The 15,850-nt window shown below is 58.3% G+C and carries 18 protein-coding genes; 3 read left to right on the forward strand and 15 right to left on the reverse strand.

Translation table 11 applies throughout. The annotated features are described in order from the left end of the window. Positions 1–2 precede the first annotated feature (2 nt). Positions 3–992 carry an aldo/keto reductase gene (locus tag LG294_RS15665; protein WP_404291800.1) on the reverse strand — a complete coding sequence of 330 codons (990 nt, stop codon included), beginning with the start codon at positions 990–992 and terminating at the stop codon, positions 3–5. A gap of 183 nt (positions 993–1,175) precedes the next feature. Continuing rightward, complete coding sequence (locus tag LG294_RS15670; protein WP_404287340.1) at positions 1,176–1,898, reverse strand: VOC family protein; 723 nt, start codon at positions 1,896–1,898, stop codon at positions 1,176–1,178. A 216-nt stretch (positions 1,899–2,114) separates the two neighbouring features. On the opposite strand from LG294_RS15670, the gene LG294_RS15675 reads away from it, so the two are divergent. Beyond that, on the forward strand, positions 2,115–2,237 hold the full coding sequence (locus tag LG294_RS15675) for a hypothetical protein (protein WP_404287342.1): 123 nt from the start codon (positions 2,115–2,117) through the stop codon (positions 2,235–2,237). Positions 2,238–2,295: 58 nt separating this feature from the next. Here the strand turns inward: LG294_RS15675 and LG294_RS15680 are convergent, their stop codons facing one another. Then, positions 2,296–3,108: an enoyl-CoA hydratase/isomerase family protein gene (locus LG294_RS15680; protein ID WP_404287344.1), complete on the reverse strand. Its 813-nt coding sequence runs from the start codon at positions 3,106–3,108 to the stop codon at positions 2,296–2,298. Positions 3,109–3,175: 67 nt separating this feature from the next. On the opposite strand from LG294_RS15680, the gene LG294_RS15685 reads away from it, so the two are divergent. Further along, positions 3,176–3,676, forward strand: a complete 501-nt coding sequence (locus LG294_RS15685) for a DUF456 domain-containing protein (RefSeq protein WP_404287346.1) — start codon at positions 3,176–3,178, stop codon at positions 3,674–3,676. Here the strand turns inward: LG294_RS15685 and LG294_RS15690 are convergent. The 4 genes from LG294_RS15690 to LG294_RS15705 are packed head-to-tail and all read right to left on the reverse strand — an operon-like array spanning position 3,673 to position 7,065. After that, positions 3,673–4,278, reverse strand: a complete 606-nt coding sequence (locus tag LG294_RS15690) for a response regulator (protein ID WP_404287348.1) — start codon at positions 4,276–4,278, stop codon at positions 3,673–3,675. The genes LG294_RS15685 and LG294_RS15690 overlap by 4 nt on opposite strands. Then, positions 4,275–5,399, reverse strand: coding sequence for a sensor histidine kinase (locus LG294_RS15695; RefSeq protein ID WP_404287351.1), 1,125 nt, complete (start codon positions 5,397–5,399; stop codon positions 4,275–4,277). Before LG294_RS15695 ends, LG294_RS15690 begins: the two co-directional genes overlap by 4 nt. Then, positions 5,396–6,151, reverse strand: a complete 756-nt coding sequence (locus LG294_RS15700; RefSeq protein WP_404287353.1) for an ABC transporter permease — start codon at positions 6,149–6,151, stop codon at positions 5,396–5,398. The genes LG294_RS15695 and LG294_RS15700 overlap by 4 nt, the downstream gene beginning before the upstream one ends. Further along, positions 6,148–7,065: an ABC transporter ATP-binding protein gene (locus LG294_RS15705; protein WP_404287355.1), complete on the reverse strand. Its 918-nt coding sequence runs from the start codon at positions 7,063–7,065 to the stop codon at positions 6,148–6,150. Before LG294_RS15705 ends, LG294_RS15700 begins: the two co-directional genes overlap by 4 nt. 358 nt (positions 7,066–7,423) lie before the next feature. Here LG294_RS15705 and LG294_RS15710 point away from each other — a divergent pair, with 358 nt between their 5' ends. Next, positions 7,424–8,119 carry a DedA family protein gene (locus tag LG294_RS15710; RefSeq protein WP_404291802.1) on the forward strand — a complete coding sequence of 232 codons (696 nt, stop codon included), beginning with the start codon at positions 7,424–7,426 and terminating at the stop codon, positions 8,117–8,119. On the opposite strand, the gene LG294_RS15715 is transcribed toward LG294_RS15710, so the two are convergent. The 8 genes from LG294_RS15715 to LG294_RS15750 form a co-directional block, all read right to left on the reverse strand. After that, positions 8,116–8,481, reverse strand: coding sequence for a DUF2695 domain-containing protein (locus tag LG294_RS15715; RefSeq protein ID WP_404287357.1), 366 nt, complete (start codon positions 8,479–8,481; stop codon positions 8,116–8,118). The two genes, LG294_RS15710 and LG294_RS15715, sit on opposite strands and share 4 nt — an antisense overlap. Positions 8,482–8,584: 103 nt before the next feature. Continuing rightward, entirely contained in the window at positions 8,585–9,772 is a 1,188-nt protein-coding gene (locus LG294_RS15720; RefSeq protein ID WP_404287359.1) for a pyridoxal phosphate-dependent aminotransferase, read from the reverse strand. After that, positions 9,769–10,257 carry a carboxymuconolactone decarboxylase family protein gene (locus tag LG294_RS15725; protein WP_404287361.1) on the reverse strand — a complete coding sequence of 163 codons (489 nt, stop codon included), beginning with the start codon at positions 10,255–10,257 and terminating at the stop codon, positions 9,769–9,771. The genes LG294_RS15720 and LG294_RS15725 overlap by 4 nt, the downstream gene beginning before the upstream one ends. A 250-nt stretch (positions 10,258–10,507) precedes the next feature. Then, positions 10,508–11,803: a 23S rRNA (adenine(2503)-C(2))-methyltransferase RlmN gene (gene rlmN / locus LG294_RS15730; protein WP_404287363.1), complete on the reverse strand. Its 1,296-nt coding sequence runs from the start codon at positions 11,801–11,803 to the stop codon at positions 10,508–10,510. A gap of 107 nt (positions 11,804–11,910) precedes the next feature. Next, positions 11,911–12,498 carry a hypothetical protein gene (locus LG294_RS15735; RefSeq protein ID WP_404287365.1) on the reverse strand — a complete coding sequence of 196 codons (588 nt, stop codon included), beginning with the start codon at positions 12,496–12,498 and terminating at the stop codon, positions 11,911–11,913. Positions 12,499–12,851: 353 nt separating this feature from the next. Next, positions 12,852–14,006, reverse strand: coding sequence for an FAD-dependent oxidoreductase (locus LG294_RS15740; RefSeq protein ID WP_404287367.1), 1,155 nt, complete (start codon positions 14,004–14,006; stop codon positions 12,852–12,854). Next, positions 13,999–14,712, reverse strand: a complete 714-nt coding sequence (locus LG294_RS15745; RefSeq protein ID WP_404287369.1) for a methyltransferase domain-containing protein — start codon at positions 14,710–14,712, stop codon at positions 13,999–14,001. The genes LG294_RS15740 and LG294_RS15745 overlap by 8 nt, the downstream gene beginning before the upstream one ends. Beyond that, a complete protein-coding gene (locus LG294_RS15750; protein ID WP_404287371.1) occupies positions 14,709–15,830 on the reverse strand; it encodes a type III polyketide synthase in 1,122 nt (373 codons plus the stop codon). The genes LG294_RS15745 and LG294_RS15750 overlap by 4 nt, the downstream gene beginning before the upstream one ends. Positions 15,831–15,850 lie beyond the last annotated feature (20 nt).

A 15,850-nucleotide genomic window follows, 5' to 3' on the forward strand; every position in this document is an offset into this window, starting at 1 on the left:
GGCTACCAACGTGGGTGGATCTGCGCGCGCAGCTTCGTGTCATACAACTCGCGCACCGCGGAGTTGAAGCTTTCAGAGATCTGCAGCGAACCGGCGGCGGCATTGGCCCTGGCTTGGTCCGCGTTGCGGGCCCCGGGGATGATGGAGCTGATTCCCTCTTGGGCGGCCAGCCAAGCCAGGGCTACCTGGGCGCTGGTTGCCTGCGGCGCCTCGACTCCGGCCAGCTGCGCGAATTGCCCGGCGGCCTGCAGACCTGTGGCGTAGTCAACCCCGGAGAAGGTCTCTCCCACGTCGAAAGCCGAGCCGTCGCGGTTGAAGTTGCGGTGGTCATCGGCGGCGAACTTCGTCTGCGGCGTGTAGCGGTTGGTCAGCAATCCGCTGGCCAGCGGGACGCGGGCAATGATGCCGACTCCGGCTTCGCGGGCGGCGGGCAGAACCAGCTCCAGCGGCTTATGCCTGAATGCATTAACGATGATCTGCACGGTGGAGATGTTCGGACGGGCGATAGCGCTCAGCGCTTCGTCCACGGTCTCCACCGAGACGCCGTAGGAGCGCATCCGGTCTTCGGCCACCATGGTGTCCAGCGCATCGTAAACTGCATCGGTCGAGTACACCGGGGTCGGCGGGCAATGCAGCTGCACCAGGTCGAGGGTGTCCACCCCAAGGTTGGCGCGGGAGCGGTCGTTCCACGCACGGAAGGCATCGAGGTTATAGGCTTCGGGTACCTGCTCCACCCGGCGGCCCATCTTCGTGGCCACCGTGACCTCGGCCTGCGGGTTTGCCTTCATCCAGCTGCCGATGAGCTGCTCGCTGCGTCCGTCCCCGTAGACATCAGCGGTGTCGAAGAAGGTGACACCGCCGGCATAGGCGGCGTCGAGCACCGCGAAGGCCTCTGCTTCATCCACCGCTCCCCAGTCGGCGCCTAGCTGCCAGGTGCCCAGGCCAATGACGGAAACGGTACGGTCGGTGCGTCCAAGTAGTCGTTGTTGCATATATCCGAGCTTACGTGGAGTTGCTGCCTGACTTGCAGCATTTGGATACGCTACGAACAGAATTGCCAGATAATTGCTCATTCGCATCCAATGGGATCCTGGCTACTGATCCCGCACAACTATTGCTCTCCACAGACGCAAAGAACAATCGGCTTTCAAACCAGGCGCAGGTGCCCGCTGCCCTTAGCCGTTAGCCTGAAGCACATAGAACTCGGCACCCGTAGGGTCCGCGATTACCGCGAGCCGCCCGAAGTCCGAGTCCACCGCCGGGCTTACTTCCGAGCCGCCTGCAGCAATTGCGTCGGCCACCGTCTGATCGGTGTCGTCTACCGCAAAATACACCTTCCATCCGGCGAGTTTTGGGTCTTTGAAATGGGCTATGTCCATTACGCCGGCTTTTGCTTCGTTCCCGGCGCCGAGCGTCTGATAGCGGAACTCGTCGCTGTCGCTCATCACTTCCAGCTCCCAGTCCAGTGCTTCGCGATAGAACTTGGTTGCGGTTTCGAATTTCGTGGTGTGCAGCTCATGCCAGACCGGCGTTCCTTGCTCCCCCATCTTCTGATAGCCTGCATGGCCACCTGCCTGCCAGAGTCCCACGCCAAGGCCCGATGGGTCACCAATCATTGCCATTTTTCCCTGTTCGGGAACTTCCATGGGTGGCATGTAGACATGCCCGTTATGCGCTTGGACCTGGTCTACCGTTGCCTCGATGTCCTCAACGCGTAGGTAGGTGCACCACACATCGGGGAAGCCATTGTCCGGGTCATTCTCCATGAGCCCCGCGATGGGGAGACCATCGATACCGGCAGTGGTGTATCCACCGTAGGTTTCCTCATCTCCGACGACGTAGCTCCACCCAAAAAGTTGCGTATAGAACGCTTTGGCAGCCTCAAGGTCCTTGGTCAATAAATCGATCCAACACGGAGTTCCCGGTGGAAATTCAGGCGTCGACATGGTGCTCCCTTAACTTGCGAGTTGTCAGAGATGACACGCTGAGTCTAAATCGCCCTTGGAGTCTATTCAATGGTTGCGACCAGCAAAGATCAAGATTCCGCTAAGGGAGAGACCGGCTCATGGGACTTAGTGCCCCAATTCGACACAAAGTTTCATTAGGCTTGTGGAGTGATTCGCTCTAATCCAACCCTGACCATGTCAGAGGCGGCATCGATCACCTGGGTGCCCGGTTCGATATTGGATCCGGGAAGTGTCGGTCAATGGGTCAGCGAGCAGATCCTCAAGCGTTAGCTGGTTGCCAAACACAGAGGCTGGGGAGCTGCGCACTCCTTCGGCAGCAGCTGCGCCCCTAGGCGGTCCCCTCATAACGCCATTTGAATTCCGGACGGCGTTTAGCGGCGAACGCTTCTCGACCTTCTTGGAGATCTTCGCTGCGCGCGTTGTTCTGCCACAGCGCCTCCCAATAGGCGTCAAGCAATGGGTCCGGGTATGCCCCAGCGCTCATTGCGATGGCTTCCTTAGTATGCTGTATCGAGAAGTTCGAGTTGGCGGACATCTGGAAGATCAAGGTCGCTAACTCGCTTTCCAGCTTTTCTTGTGGGACAACGCGGGTGAAAAGACCCCAGACGGAAGCCTCTTCCATGGTGATTCCGGCGCCGCTGAACAGCAAGTATTTCGCGCGGCTTTGACCCACCGTTTGCACCAGGCGTTCAATACCGGGCCGGGGAAACACTAATCCAACCTTGGCCGGGGTAATAGCCAGACGGGTATTGTCCGCCGCCAATTGGATGTCGCAAGCAGCTGCTAGCTGCCAGGCGCCTCCAAAGCAATTGCCGCGCACCACTGCGATGGTTGGCTTGGGACAACCAGTGATCGCGCGATCCACCAGATCAAAGTGGTTTACTAGTTCGTCGTCGCTGGGCTTATCAAAGAGCACCAGGTTCATTTGATCAATAGCAATGCCTGCGCTGAAGTTCGATCCGGCCCCGGTCACCACGATGGCAGCCACTTCGGGGTCTGCTGCTAGCCCGGCAAAAGCTCCAATGAGTTGCAGGCACATGTCTTTTGTCAGTGCGTTGTGCTGGTCCGGATTATCCAATGCCACCGTGGCTACATTGTTGCTGATCTCGACACCGATGCGGCCCTGTTGTTGCTGACTCATCAAACACCTCAAAAATTCTGCCCGCGCCCAGAAGTTATTCTCAAGCTCACCGTGCCACACTAAGTGTGTGGATGCACAGATTATTTACACCATTATTGCTGGGTTACTGCTGATCGTTTCCGCATTGGGAACAATCATTCCGGTACTTCCCGGCTCATTGCTCACTATTTTGACGCTTCTCGGATGGGGCTGGCTATTGGGTTCCGGTGCTTCCTGGTGGGCAGCGGGGCTCGGCATGCTGATCGCGGCTTTGGGCTGGTCGGCGTCCGCGGTATTGACCGGACGCAAGCTCAAACAGCATCAGATCCCGAAAGGATCAATCCTTTGGGGATTGCTTGGCGCGATCGCCGGAGCCATCCTCATTCCGGTGGTGGGCCTGTTCATCGGATTCGCTCTGGGGCTATTCCTCGGCGAAGCAGTTCGTCACCGTAAGTTCGGCGGGGCCTTAGCCTCATCATGGGCAACCTTGAAGGCCATGGGAATCGGAATCATTGTCGAGTTCGGCTGCGTCCTGTTGGCGACGTCGATCTGGGTCATCGGTCTGATTACCCACTTCGCGACTGCCTAGATCCAACCGCGTTCCTGGGCAATACGCGCGGCTTCGATCCGATTTGACCCATCCGTCTTGCCGATCGCATTCGATAAATGATTGCGCACGGTACCTACCGACAGATGGATTTCTTGGGCAATCTTGGAGACCGGGCTCCCGGCCGCCGCTAGAGCCAGGATCTCGCGTTCTCGCTCGGTCAGCGGGTTGCTCGCGGATTCAACCGACAGCATGGCAAGTTGCGGGTCGATCACCTTCCCTCCGGCTTGGACCCGACGCACCGCATCGGCCAGCTCGGCGGGCGATGCGTCCTTGACGAGGAAGCCGTGCGCTCCGACCTCGAATGCTTGCCTGAAGTATCCCGGGCGGTCGAAGGTAGTCACGATCAGTACTTTGATCTGCGGATGCTTCGCGCGGACCAGCCCAGCAGCCGTTAGTCCATCCATGCGTGGCATTTGCACATCTAGCAGCACCACGTCCGGTGCATGCTCTGCCACTGCCGCCAGCACTTCGTCCCCGTCGGAGCATTCGGCAACAACTTCAAGGTCGCGTTCCATATTCAGCAGCGCCGCCAGCGCGCCGCGGACCAGGTGTTGGTCATCGGCTATCAACACCTTGATCATGCGTTTACTCCCGTAGTTCCGAAGTCGATTCGAATGCTTGTTCCGCCTAGCTTCGACTCCCCCACTGTACAGCTGGCTCCGAAAAGCCGAGCTCGTTCACGCATTCCCCGCAACCCATGACCCTCCTTGGCGTTCTGCAGGCCATCACCGTCATCATCGATCCTGAGCGTTTGCTCTGACAAGCTAACCCAGACTGCACTGGCGTGGGCATGGCGCAACACATTGGTCAATGATTCTCTAACGATCCACGAAACGTGCGAACGCAATTCGTGCGGAACGATGTCCGCCCGGCCAACGACGTTAAATTCAATGCCGCTATCGGCACACACTTTCTCCAATGCCAGCAGTTCTCCTTCGAGATCCATACGGGCCATCCCGTGCACCGTGGTGCGCACCGAATCAAGTGCCGCGAGCGCCAGTTCGCTAAGCTGCACAACCTCGCTTCGGGCTTTCTGGACTTCACCTTCGTCCAGAAGGCGTAGCGCCAGCTGCGCCTTGAGGTTCAGCGCAGTCAGCGAATGGCCAACTCCGTCATGCACGTCTCGAGCCATTCGTTCTTGCTCACTCAGGACAAGGAATTCATCCTTGATCTTGTCTGCGGCAACGGCCCGGCGGATCACCCCGGAGGTGACAAAGTAAATGACCATGAGCATCACGTTCAACCCGGTGAGGAAGAGCTGCTGCAAGAACACACCATAGGCCAGCGGTAGGCCGAAGCTCAGTATCAGTGCCACCGCATAGGTCACGGCCATGACCGGGCGTTTGAGCAAAAAGGCCGAATATGAGGTGAGGAAAGGCAGTAATCCCAAAGCTCCATCGTGCAGTATCGGAATACTCGCGAACATGATCGCTGCCATGATGCCGAAGTAGACATAAACTTCGAGCGAGCCGCTCCCTCCGTGGCCCACTGTCCAGGAGAAACGTCCGTAGCCGCGAAGGTAACTTGCCGCGTATACGAGAATCAGGCCCAGCCCAACGACCCGCGTCGCCAGCGAGAAGTCTTCCTGAAGCAGGGTGAGCGTCGGGTAGATGAGGAAAACAATCCACACTCCCGAAACCCACCAGCCAAATTTGCTCCAGAACCGATCTACATCGGCCTGTGCCTGACTACGTTCGGTCACTGCCGTGCCCGTGCCTTTCGCGTTGAGATCAGAGCGAAGATTGCGAAGAACGCTGCCCATAGCACCACATTAGTCACTGGGATCCACAATGCGTCGGGAGCGAACCCGGTTTCTGCTGGAACATCTTGCAATTGCAGGAATCGTACGAGCGCGACATAACCGTACATTGGGGTAAATCGTGCGATATCCAGCATCATGCCGCTCAGCGGCATGAACACGTTGCCGAAGAAGGCAAAGAACACCATCAGCCCGGAGGCCAAGCCCAGAGCGGACTCGGATTTGAAGATCATGCCGACGCCAATGCCATAGCAAGCGAACATCAGCGACCCGACCATCGTGATGCCAAAAGCCGCGATCCATAACCACCATTCGGTCGTAGTGGCGCCCGTCGCGGCACCCAATGCATAGACCAATGCCGCCGAGATTGCAGCGATGGTGGTCGCAACGAACATCTTCGAGGAGACGAAGGTTGTCGGCGGCATTCTCGTCAAGGCGATCTGTCGTCCCCAGCCCTGCATGGATTCAGTCGCAACGGTGCCTGCGATGGCAACCGTTGAGATTGCTGCACCGTAGGCGGCCATGGAAGCCATAATGTAGAACTTCACGTTGCCCAGCCCGAGGACTTCCTCGCCATAGCTGGGGATGTTGCCGAAAAGAAGGTACATTGCCGAGGGCATCAGCAGAGAGAAGAACAAGTTGTAGCCGTCTCGAATGTGTCGAGTGAACTCGACACCGACATATGTGGGATTCATGATGCGTCCTCCGTCAACTGAACAAAAGCGTCCTCGAGGCTTGGTGCGGCGATCTCCAGATCGTAGGCGCCATGCCGAGTCAGAAGTGCACGTGCTAGATCGTCCGAGTCCTGGCATCGGAAGGTCACCCGCATCCCTGACTGTTCTTCTATCTCAGGCTTAGCTCTTTCGCTCATGACCTGTTCAATGCTTCGCGCGTTTGGCATGGTCGCGACTACCTTGCGGCCAGAGATCATTTGCCGTAATTGCTCTGTTGCGCCGTCTGCGACCACCTTGCCGCGGCTGATCAGCACCGTACGCTCGGCGAAATTTTGTGCTTCTTCGAGGTAATGGGTTGCGAAAATGATGGTTCGCCCATCGATGGCTTCGTTGCGCATGGTGTTCCAAAATTCGCGGCGAGCCATCACATCCATCCCTGCGGTGGGTTCATCCAGGATCAGCACATCTGGGTTGGGCAAGAGTGCCAGGGCAAATTTGATTCGTTGCTGTTCACCACCGGAGCATTTACCGACTCGGCGCTTGGCGATCTGGGTTAGTCCGGTACGTTCCATCACTTCGTCGATTCGTCCGGGGACTTGGTGCATTGACGCGATGACCTTGATCGTTTCGTAGACCGTCATATCTCGCAGCAGTCCGCCGGTTTGCAATACGGCGGAGACCCGACCGCTGGACACCGCCTTGTGCGGGTCGAGGCCAAGCACCTGAGCAGATCCTGCGGTTGGTTTGGTCAGCCCGAGGATCATGTCCACGGTGGTGGTCTTGCCAGCGCCGTTCGGCCCTAGAAGTGCGACGATTTGACCGGTGTGAATTGTTAGATCGATGCCTTTAACGGCTTCGACTTTGGTGCGAGGTGTCGTGAAAGTCTTATGAAGCCCCGTCAGCGTTACAGCGTCAGTTCGGTTCAGCGTTTTCATACTCTTATTTTTCTAAATTTCTGGTGCTGTGCACAGAGTAGAAAGTCATGTTCAGCCCATGACGGTTGTCATGGGCCACCAGAGAGACGGTCAATTCGGAGCCTCGGCGACTTTGCCTAGGACAAGCGCCAGAATATGAACGAGCTAGCTGTGACCTTGCCGATACGCTCAAGAGTGTCCCCGCCACATGCCTTACTTAATCCTGCATCGGCAATAGTCCGGTAAACACGTGTCAGAGCGTGAATTGAGTTTTTTCCCAAGTGTTTTCGGTCTGTGATCTGCATTAACGTGCAGGGAAACTCCCAGTGATTTACCGTAGGCTTTTACCGTGCTAGATCTATCTCCTTTCCTCTCGCTTATGACCGAGTTTGGGACACCAACCATGGGAGCCGCGTTTCTCCCCGACTGGTTGAACCCCAACGTCTTCCTCCGCGACCCAGCTTTAGGCCCATGGGTCATGCTGCTGGTGTGCGGCATCGTCTTTGCCGAGACCGGATTGCTTGTCGGGTTCTTCCTGCCAGGCGATTCAATGCTCTTTACCGTGGGGCTATTGATTGCTTCGGGAACCTTAGATATCTCGCTATGGGTTTTTGCCCTCGCGATCTTCGTTTGCGCCTTCGCCGGAGACCAGACGGGCTACATCATAGGTAAGAAATCTGGCCCCGCCATTTTCAAAAAGCCAGATTCTCGTTTCTTCTCCCAGTCAAACGTTGAACGAGCACACGAATTCTTCGAGAAATTCGGTGGGCGCGCGGTTATCCTTGCACGTTTCGTACCGGTGGTTCGCACCTTCGTTCCGGTGATTGCTGGCGTCGCCAAAATGAACCATAAGACCTTCATTTTTTACAATCTTGCCGGTGCACTGCTCTGGGGTGTTGGCGTGACTCTGCTGGGCTACTGGTTGGGCCAGATCAGCTGGATTGAAGAAAACGTCGACATCATCTTCATCCTGATCGTGCTGATTTCGGTTATCCCGATCTTCGTGGAACTTCTCAAGGCCCGTATGGCGTCCAAAAAGAAGGCAGCAAATAAGTCTGACGCAATCGAAGACTAAGAACTTTTAGCACCCCGGCTGCGGAATTGTCCGCCAGCCCATTGCACGCCGCGGCGTATCAACCACTGTTCGCAGGGTTGAATACAGCCGCGGCGTACTCCTTTGCAAATCAAGTCGGTTCCCTGGTCCAAGGCCCTGATGGCTTCGGTAGTGGCCGGCCTCATTGCGTTCATGAGAACCTCGCAATCGCAATATCCGCCCAGCATCTTGATCTTCCGTTCCAGCGCTGTGGCGCGGGGTGCTGCGTGGTCTCGGTATTGCTTGAGCATGCGCAGCGAACCTTCGCACGGGACGTCTTCGGCTACCCGGTAGAGGTAGCAAGCAAGGCATTCGTGTTCGACGGGCAGGGGCAGATCAAACATAATGGGCTCCTAGCTGGGTGGTGAACTTCAATCCATCCCAGCTTCGGGCAGTTGTGCTAAGCACATAGATCCGCGACCGCGAACTGTGCATAAACCCTGTTTGTTAAATATTCCTTTGCAGGAATGCATCGACTCGGTCCAGCGCTTCAGCCACGCGATGGTAGCCCGCAGCGAAAGACAACCGGATAAAGAGATGACCCTCAAATGGGTCAAAGTCCCCTCCTGGGGTGAGCGCCACATGAGCTTGCTCCAACACCGCCGCACAGAACCCAGAAGCCGAACCAAACTTTTCGAGCACCCTCGGTGTCAGTTTTCCATAGAGGTAGAAAGCTCCATCGGCCGGTGCCGCCTGCGAGATTCCGAGCTTGTCCAGGCTGCCGAGCACTAACTCACGAGTGCGAGCGAATTCGGTTACCCGGCTCTCGGCTTCTTCTAGACTCGCTGGTTCAAAAGCGGCAAGGACAGCGCGTTGCGCGGGCGCTGGTGCGCACAGGGCAAGGTTAGAGGCTAACCCATCCACCACGGAGACCATGTCGTCGGGCACCACCATCCAGCCCAAGCGCCACCCGGTCATTCCCCAGTATTTGGAGAACGACGAGACGACGATGCTCGTCTTGGAGTATTCCCACGAAGTGTGTCCCCTGCGATCGGGAACAAACTCGATTCCGTGATAAATCTCGTCGCTGATCAGCCGCACCCCGTTGGCTTCGCACCAGGAGGCCAGGCGTTCAAGCTCCTCGGCGCTGAACATGGTTCCCGTGGGGTTGTTCGGTGAAGCAATTACCAGCCCATCGAGGCGCCCGTGTTGAGCCTTGGCCGCTTCAAGAAGTTCCACCGTCGGCTGGAAGCGCTCATCGGGTCCGGTGGGCAGATCAACGACTTGCAGCCCAAGCGCTTGCAGGATATTTGCGTAGGCCGGGTAACCAGGGCGAGCCAATGCGACGATATCGCCTTGGTCGAAGGCCGCCAAGAACGCTAACTGGAATGCGCCAGAGGAACCAGCGGTCATGACGAAGTTCGTCGCAGGAATCTCTACGCCATACGTCTGACGGTAGTGGTCGGCTAAAGCTTGTCTGGTTGCGGCTAAGCCAATGGTGGAGGTGTAGCCGAAATCCGCCTGTTCGGCGTGGAGCTTCGAAGCCAACTCATTAACCGCGGCCGGTGCCCCGCCACCGGGCTCACCGACGCACAGCGAAATGACGTCGTGTCCGGCCGCGCGCATGGTGGTCACCGAATCCACGATTTGCATCACTTCGAAGGGCGGAACTTGTCCGCGAGCAGATACTTTCACTTGGCGGTCTTCTGTCCAAGTTCACGTTTCCTGACCGGATGGCGAGACAGTATGGAAATTCTATTGAAAGCGTTCATCGATATCGCGATCCACTGGATGGCGGCAACTTGTTCATCGCTGAGCAGAAGTCGTGCCGAAGCCACCGCGGCAATGCGTTCCTCCGGGCAAGGCAGATCCGTGGTGGCCTCAGCGATGGCAAGCGCCGCGCATTCGAGCTCATCAAACTGCCCGCCGCATTCATCCCAGGTGCTGAGCAGGACGATGCGCTGCATGCTCTCTCCGGCTTCCAGCGCCTTGCGGGTGTGCATATCGAGGCAGTAAGCGCAGCCATTGATCTGTGAAACTCGAAGGTTGATCAGTTCCGCTGTCCGGTCGCTGATGCCTGCTGCGCGGTAGGACTTGGCGAGCTGGTTGGAGAACTTCCCAATGGAGTTCCACAACTCGGGATTGGTCTTGTCTAAGTAGAGTGGGTCTGAAACGGCCATATCTGAACCATACCGGTTTGGGCCGTGATTGCTCTTGCCGAGATGGCACTTGTGTCTTGGAGACCAGCGCCGGAAATTTCATGCACGGGGTGCGGCTGCGCGGGGCGGACTCGCTACCAGTTCTCGGTTTTCAGAATTTGCTAAGCGTCGCTCAGCAAATCTCTCAGCGATTCGGCCGATACCTCCGGAAAACGAAAAGGGGCTTTGCTTCACGTGTTTCACGTGAAGCAAAGCCCCTAGTCACAGATGTTTAGTCTTCGTCGGCCGCGAGCTGCCCGCAGGCGCCGTCGATTTCCTTGCCGCGCGTATCGCGTAGCGTGGTGGGCACTCCAAGGCTGTCCAGACGTCGCACGAACTTGCTGGTGATGTCTTTCTCGCTCCGGGTCCAGATGGAGCCCGGTACCGGATTCAGTGGAATTGGATTCACATGGACCCAACCGCGTCCGCGGGCGTTGAGCTTCTTCGCCAACAGCTCGGCACGCCACTCGTGGTCGTTCATGTCCTTGATCAGCGCGTACTCGATGGAGACGCGACGGCCGGTCTTCGCGTAGTAGTCGAACGCGGCGTCCAGCGCTTCGTCGACCTTCCAGCGTGAGTTCACCGGGATCAGTTCATCACGCAGTTCGTCGTCCGGGGCGTGCAGCGACAGCGCGAAGGTGACCGGCACATTCTCTTCGGTCAGCTTGCGGATGGCAGGAACCAGACCCACGGTGGAAATAGTGATGCCGCGGGCACTCATGCCCAAGCCTTCTGGGGCCTCGGCGACCATGCGGTGCACTGCGTTCATGACGCGCTTGTAGTTAGCCAGCGGCTCACCCATGCCCATGAAGACGATATTGCCCACGCGCTCGTCCGGGTGCTTCTGTCCGCCGAGGCCACCCTCGGCGATCACGCGGTTTGCCTGAACAATCTGGTCCAGGATTTCCGCGGTGGACATGTTGCGGGTCAACCCCGCCTGTCCGGTGGCGCAGAATGGGCAGTTCATACCGCAGCCGCACTGCGAAGAGATGCACAAAGTGATGCGGCCTGGGTAACGCATGAGCACGGACTCGACCAGCGAACCGTCAAACAGGCGCCAAAGGAACTTGATGGTCTTGCCATCATCGGTAGTCAGTCGCTTGACCTCGGTGAGCAGCGGCGGGAACATGGCCGCTGCCAGTTCCTCGCGCCGTTCCTTGGGAAGGTCGCTCATCTTCGCCGGGTCGGTGGTGTAGTGCTGGAAGTAGTGCACCGAAAGCTGCTTGGCGCGGAAGGCCGGAAGGCCCAGTTCCTTCAGCTTGGCTTGGCGCTCGGCCAAGGAAAGGTCCGCGAGGTGAGTTGGCGGTTGGGAGACGCGGCGCTTGGTGGCGAACTGCAGTTCTGGGCGGCCATCGGCACCCATCTCCTGTTTCCATCCTTCGGCCGTTGGTACGACTTGGGCGCGGCCTTCGGCCTCGGCTCGGGACTTGGAGATGCGTAGCTGCTGGGCACGCTGAGCAGCGGCCTGCTCGGTGCGCAGGGCCTTGCGTTCAACGGCGGAAAGTGTGGTGGAGTCGCTGGAAGTCATTGCTACCTATTGTTTCACGTATCCACTGGATATTGGCGGTGAGTTTGGGCACGCAAGGTTCGAACCGCTCCAGGTCCTCCCCAAGGGAGAGCCGGGAGCGGTTTCCATCAATTAAAGGAGTAGCGATCCTGCTGGTGAACCAGCTGACCTTTTGCACCAGTGAGGTCCATAGCACCGAGGCTTCCGCTGACCACAGTGGCCGAACGCTCTTTGCTCCAATGCTTTGAGCCTTCCTGCTTATCGTGCGATTTTATGATGCCTCCCTCGCCGGCCATGCTGACTTCCAGCTGATATGCCTGTCCGAAGATCGGCTCGCCGCTTTCGGTTTCGCCCTCATAAACGCGGACGGTGCCGCTTAACGTGCCGGCCGATAAGTTTCTACTAATCTCCACGTCGAGGTCGTAACCATACATTCCGACCGTTTCCAGGACTTCGCAACCGCTTTCGGGATCCCATGAAGGCGGCGTTCCTTCCGGACAGTTGAAGCTCGTCACCGCGGCATCGCCCGACCCGGTGGTGCGTGCGAAGAATCCGATGAGTTGCGCATTGCCGGCAAAGCCTTCCAACTCGCCTACATGGGCTGCTTCGGCTCCCATCCACGCGCTCGTGGTTATTTCCGGGGGTGCCGCCGTGGCGGGGACTAAGGCGGTCATCGATAGCACCGCGCCCGCTGCCGACAGCATGATAGTGCTCATTTTTCGCATAATGATTCCCTTCGAACTTCGCACCTAATTGGCGCGCTGGGCCATGAACATTCTCAGTGTGGGATCAGCGGACAGTTTATTCAATAAGTAGAGATAATAGTTATGATGTCGAAACACCACCGGGAAGTAAATTCGATTCCGCAGCGACTAAAATATCCGGTCATCACTCCCTATTCCGGTTTGCGGATCGGGATCGCAACGGAATTCCGACGCGCACGGCTTCCTCGCCGAATACTCCACCCCACCAGCGACCAGATGGACATGAACATCCACAGCTAGTCCATGCCCCGAATTTCTCGCCCTACCGCGTGGATTGCCTAAACCGTGTCAATTTTGCAACAGAATCATGATGAGCTGGATCGCCAATCAGATCGCTTAGTTCCCGGAATTTCACGTGTAGTCATCGTAAAGCTGCGGGCTACTCCGTCATGGAGACGTTGGTTCACCGCCAAGCGTGAAACCAGTACGTCACGCGCCGGTATCAGCCAACCCGGCAGGGGACGGCCCAGCATCATATTCAGCTGCGCGCGTGATCCCGCCTTGCGCGCGGCATGCAATCTCGTGTCGGAAAAACCGGCCAGGTGCGAATCGGAAGATAACCGACCGGCCAAGTCCAGCGCGTCGGAAAATCCTAGGCTAAGCCCCTGTCCACCAATGGGACTGATCTGGTGAGCTGCATCCCCGAGCAGCACCACGCGCCCATGGACCATCGAGGCGACCTGCTTGTTGGCCGTAGTGAACCGGCTGTGCATAGTGCAGCTCGCAGCTTCGAGCACGAAGCCCGCCCGATGACAGACGGCATCAACTATTCCGGAGGCCGAGCTGCCGCTGACCTCTCGGTCCACGCGCACCACCCAACGCCGCAAGGATCCGGGCAATGGAAACGATTCAACAATCCCCGCCGCATGCATGAACAGGGCCGCGGTGTGGGGCAACTGCGTGGTATCCGGAAAGTCTCCCATCAGGTAGGTGTCGGGCAGATCTCTGCCGGTGAATGGCACTCCGAGACTCGCACGCACCGCTGAGTTCACCCCATCCGCGGCGACGAGCCATCGCGCATGGCGCGCGGTACCGCCGACGTTGAATTCCACCTTGTCCGGTGACTGCGCCACCACGGTGGTGAAATCGGCCCCGGAGACCAATGCACCCGGGGCAAGTTCTTCTAAGCGTTCGCGCAGGATCGATTCGGTGATCTGTTGCGGCAGTGACAAGACGTAGGGGTATTCTCCGCCGATCACTGCGAAGTCCATGGTTCCAATGCTGCGGCCCGCCGAAATTCCGATGCCGCGGCGGATTTGGACTCCGCGTTCCTGGACCCGCGCGCCGACCCCTGCAAGTTCAAGGATCTTCTGGGCTGGCGGATGCAGGCCAATCGCCCGAGAATGCACGGCCTGCTCGGTTCGTTTTTCGTACACCGTGGCTTTACATCCTCGTTGGGTCAGTAGGATCGCCAGGGTCAAGCCCACCGGTCCGGCACCAATGATCGCTACCTCATCCATAGCCGGTTGCTTTCCAGAGCAGCATATTCCGGTAAGTCCGTTGTGATTGAACTTCCCAGCCTGGCCGGGCCCGGTCAGCCAGTTCCTCCGAGGTGTAGCTACGCCGAATGGAGAGCAGCCCATCGCGGCGGATCAGCGAGGTCCCGGCCAACGGCAGCGTTGCCGTGCCGAAGAGCAGCAAAGCCGCTCTGGCCCGGCGAATATCGCTATGCAGGCCGATCCCGGTGCACAGCCCTTCGGTGTCCACCTGCAACTGCTGCAATTCCTGCTGCGCCAGGTGGTGCAGCAGGTGGTTGGAAAGCACCACGTCGAACTGCTCCCCGGCAGAGGCAAGCTGCGAACTGGTAGTCTCACCGAATTGCAACGCGTCTGAAGGCAAGTTCGCCCGGCGCAGGGCTTGCCGGGCGTATGCGATAGCGCGCGGATCCGGATCCACACCGAAGATCTTGGTGGAAAACCCATCGGCGAGCGCCCAGCGGGCCAGGTTTATTGCGATATCTCCAGCTCCGCAGCCCACATCCAGGATTCTTGTTTCGGGTTGGCGGCGCAGCATTGGGCGGATGAAGCGCACATAGTTTCCGCGCCATCCGGCAACTGCTCGATTGACCAGCGGAAACTGGGCGTAGGTACGGCGTAGCAATGTGGGGTCGCAATCCGGTCGATCCATTTCCTCGGCCACGCCTGTGCTGCGCCGCAGACTCGTCATCCAGCTCCCTGTCCCAGGGTGAAGAGCCCGGTTTCCACGGTCAGTCCGGGACCGAATGCCATGGCGCAGACTCGTTCACCCGAGCTGGCTTGCTGATCATCCATAATCTCTTTGAGCACGAACAGGACCGTCGCGCTGGACATATTTCCGTATTCCGCCAAGACTTTACGGGCAGGTGCCAACTGGGTATCGCTGAGTTCCAAGCGCTTCTGGACTCGATCCAGGATTGCTCTGCCTCCGGGGTGAATCCCCCAATGCTTGATCTTGGAGACTGTCGTCTCTGGCGTGGTAACCTTCGCGAAGAGCGGTTCCAAGGCACCGCTAATATGGTCATCGATAATGTGAGGAACATAGGTTCCCAACACCATCTCAAATCCCTCATCGCCAATATTCCACGCCATGGCATCTTCGCCTACCGGAGTCAGCACGGTTTCGAAAGCGTCCATAATCATTCCGCCGCCGCCGCGTGCCGTGACGATCGCCGCCGCGGCTCCGTCTGCAAAGAGCGCAGAGCCCATTATGGTGTCCGGGTCGTTCGAGCTATGCACATGCAGGGTGCAAAGTTCTGCGCAGACTACCAGCACCGTCGCGTGCGGGTCGGCGAGGCAAAAGTCCTTGGCCGCACGCAATGCGGGGAAGGCCGCATAGCATCCCATAAAGCCAAGGTGGTGGCGTACCGTATTGGGCTTGAGACCGAGCGCGCGCACAATCTGGTAGTCCGGTCCGGGGTTATAAAAACCGGTGCAGGAGACGGTAATTACGTGGGTGATATCCGCTGGCGCTAGATCCGGGCAGGCATCAAGGGCTTTCTGCGCAGCTCCGATGAAGAGTGCGGGCGCATGGGCCACATATTCACGGTTGCGTGTTGCCGTACTGGGCGAGTGCAGTTGCTGCGTTCCGGCATCGTAGAACAACGGACTCGCTGGAGGGTTTTGGGTGTCGAAGTCTTTGACGCAACTGTAACGGGTGTTGATCGCCGAGGAATCGAAGGAAGTGGCGATCAGCCGCTGCCCCAACCGGGTCAGCCCTGGTTGCAGGGCAAAGACATCACGGACTTCGTCTTGTCGAAGGAGCGTTTCTGGCACGGCGGTCTGAATGGTACGCAGCATCACTGGCATGAGCCGAGCCTAGGCCTACC

Source organism: Glutamicibacter arilaitensis (assembly GCF_044793945.1).
Taxonomy (GTDB): Bacteria; Actinomycetota; Actinomycetes; order Actinomycetales; family Micrococcaceae; genus Glutamicibacter; species Glutamicibacter arilaitensis_B.

Excerpts from the sequence above, each read along its gene's own strand:
- LG294_RS15665 (WP_404291800.1), bottom strand. The coding sequence starts at position 992 with ATGCAACAACGACTACTTGGACGCACCGACCGTACCGTTTCCGTCATT.
- LG294_RS15680 (WP_404287344.1), bottom strand. The coding sequence starts at position 3,108 with ATGAGTCAGCAACAACAGGGCCGCATCGGTGTCGAGATCAGCAACAAT.
- LG294_RS15690 (WP_404287348.1), bottom strand. The coding sequence starts at position 4,278 with ATGATCAAGGTGTTGATAGCCGATGACCAACACCTGGTCCGCGGCGCG.
- LG294_RS15700 (WP_404287353.1), bottom strand. The coding sequence starts at position 6,151 with ATGAATCCCACATATGTCGGTGTCGAGTTCACTCGACACATTCGAGAC.
- LG294_RS15705 (WP_404287355.1), bottom strand. The coding sequence starts at position 7,065 with ATGAAAACGCTGAACCGAACTGACGCTGTAACGCTGACGGGGCTTCAT.
- LG294_RS15710 (WP_404291802.1), top strand. The coding sequence starts at position 7,424 with ATGACCGAGTTTGGGACACCAACCATGGGAGCCGCGTTTCTCCCCGAC.
- LG294_RS15715 (WP_404287357.1), bottom strand. The coding sequence starts at position 8,481 with ATGTTTGATCTGCCCCTGCCCGTCGAACACGAATGCCTTGCTTGCTAC.
- LG294_RS15725 (WP_404287361.1), bottom strand. The coding sequence starts at position 10,257 with ATGGCCGTTTCAGACCCACTCTACTTAGACAAGACCAATCCCGAGTTG.
- rlmN (WP_404287363.1), bottom strand. The coding sequence starts at position 11,803 with ATGACTTCCAGCGACTCCACCACACTTTCCGCCGTTGAACGCAAGGCC.
- LG294_RS15735 (WP_404287365.1), bottom strand. The coding sequence starts at position 12,498 with ATGAGCACTATCATGCTGTCGGCAGCGGGCGCGGTGCTATCGATGACC.
- LG294_RS15740 (WP_404287367.1), bottom strand. The coding sequence starts at position 14,006 with ATGGATGAGGTAGCGATCATTGGTGCCGGACCGGTGGGCTTGACCCTG.
- LG294_RS15745 (WP_404287369.1), bottom strand. The coding sequence starts at position 14,712 with ATGACGAGTCTGCGGCGCAGCACAGGCGTGGCCGAGGAAATGGATCGA.
- LG294_RS15750 (WP_404287371.1), bottom strand. The coding sequence starts at position 15,830 with ATGCCAGTGATGCTGCGTACCATTCAGACCGCCGTGCCAGAAACGCTC.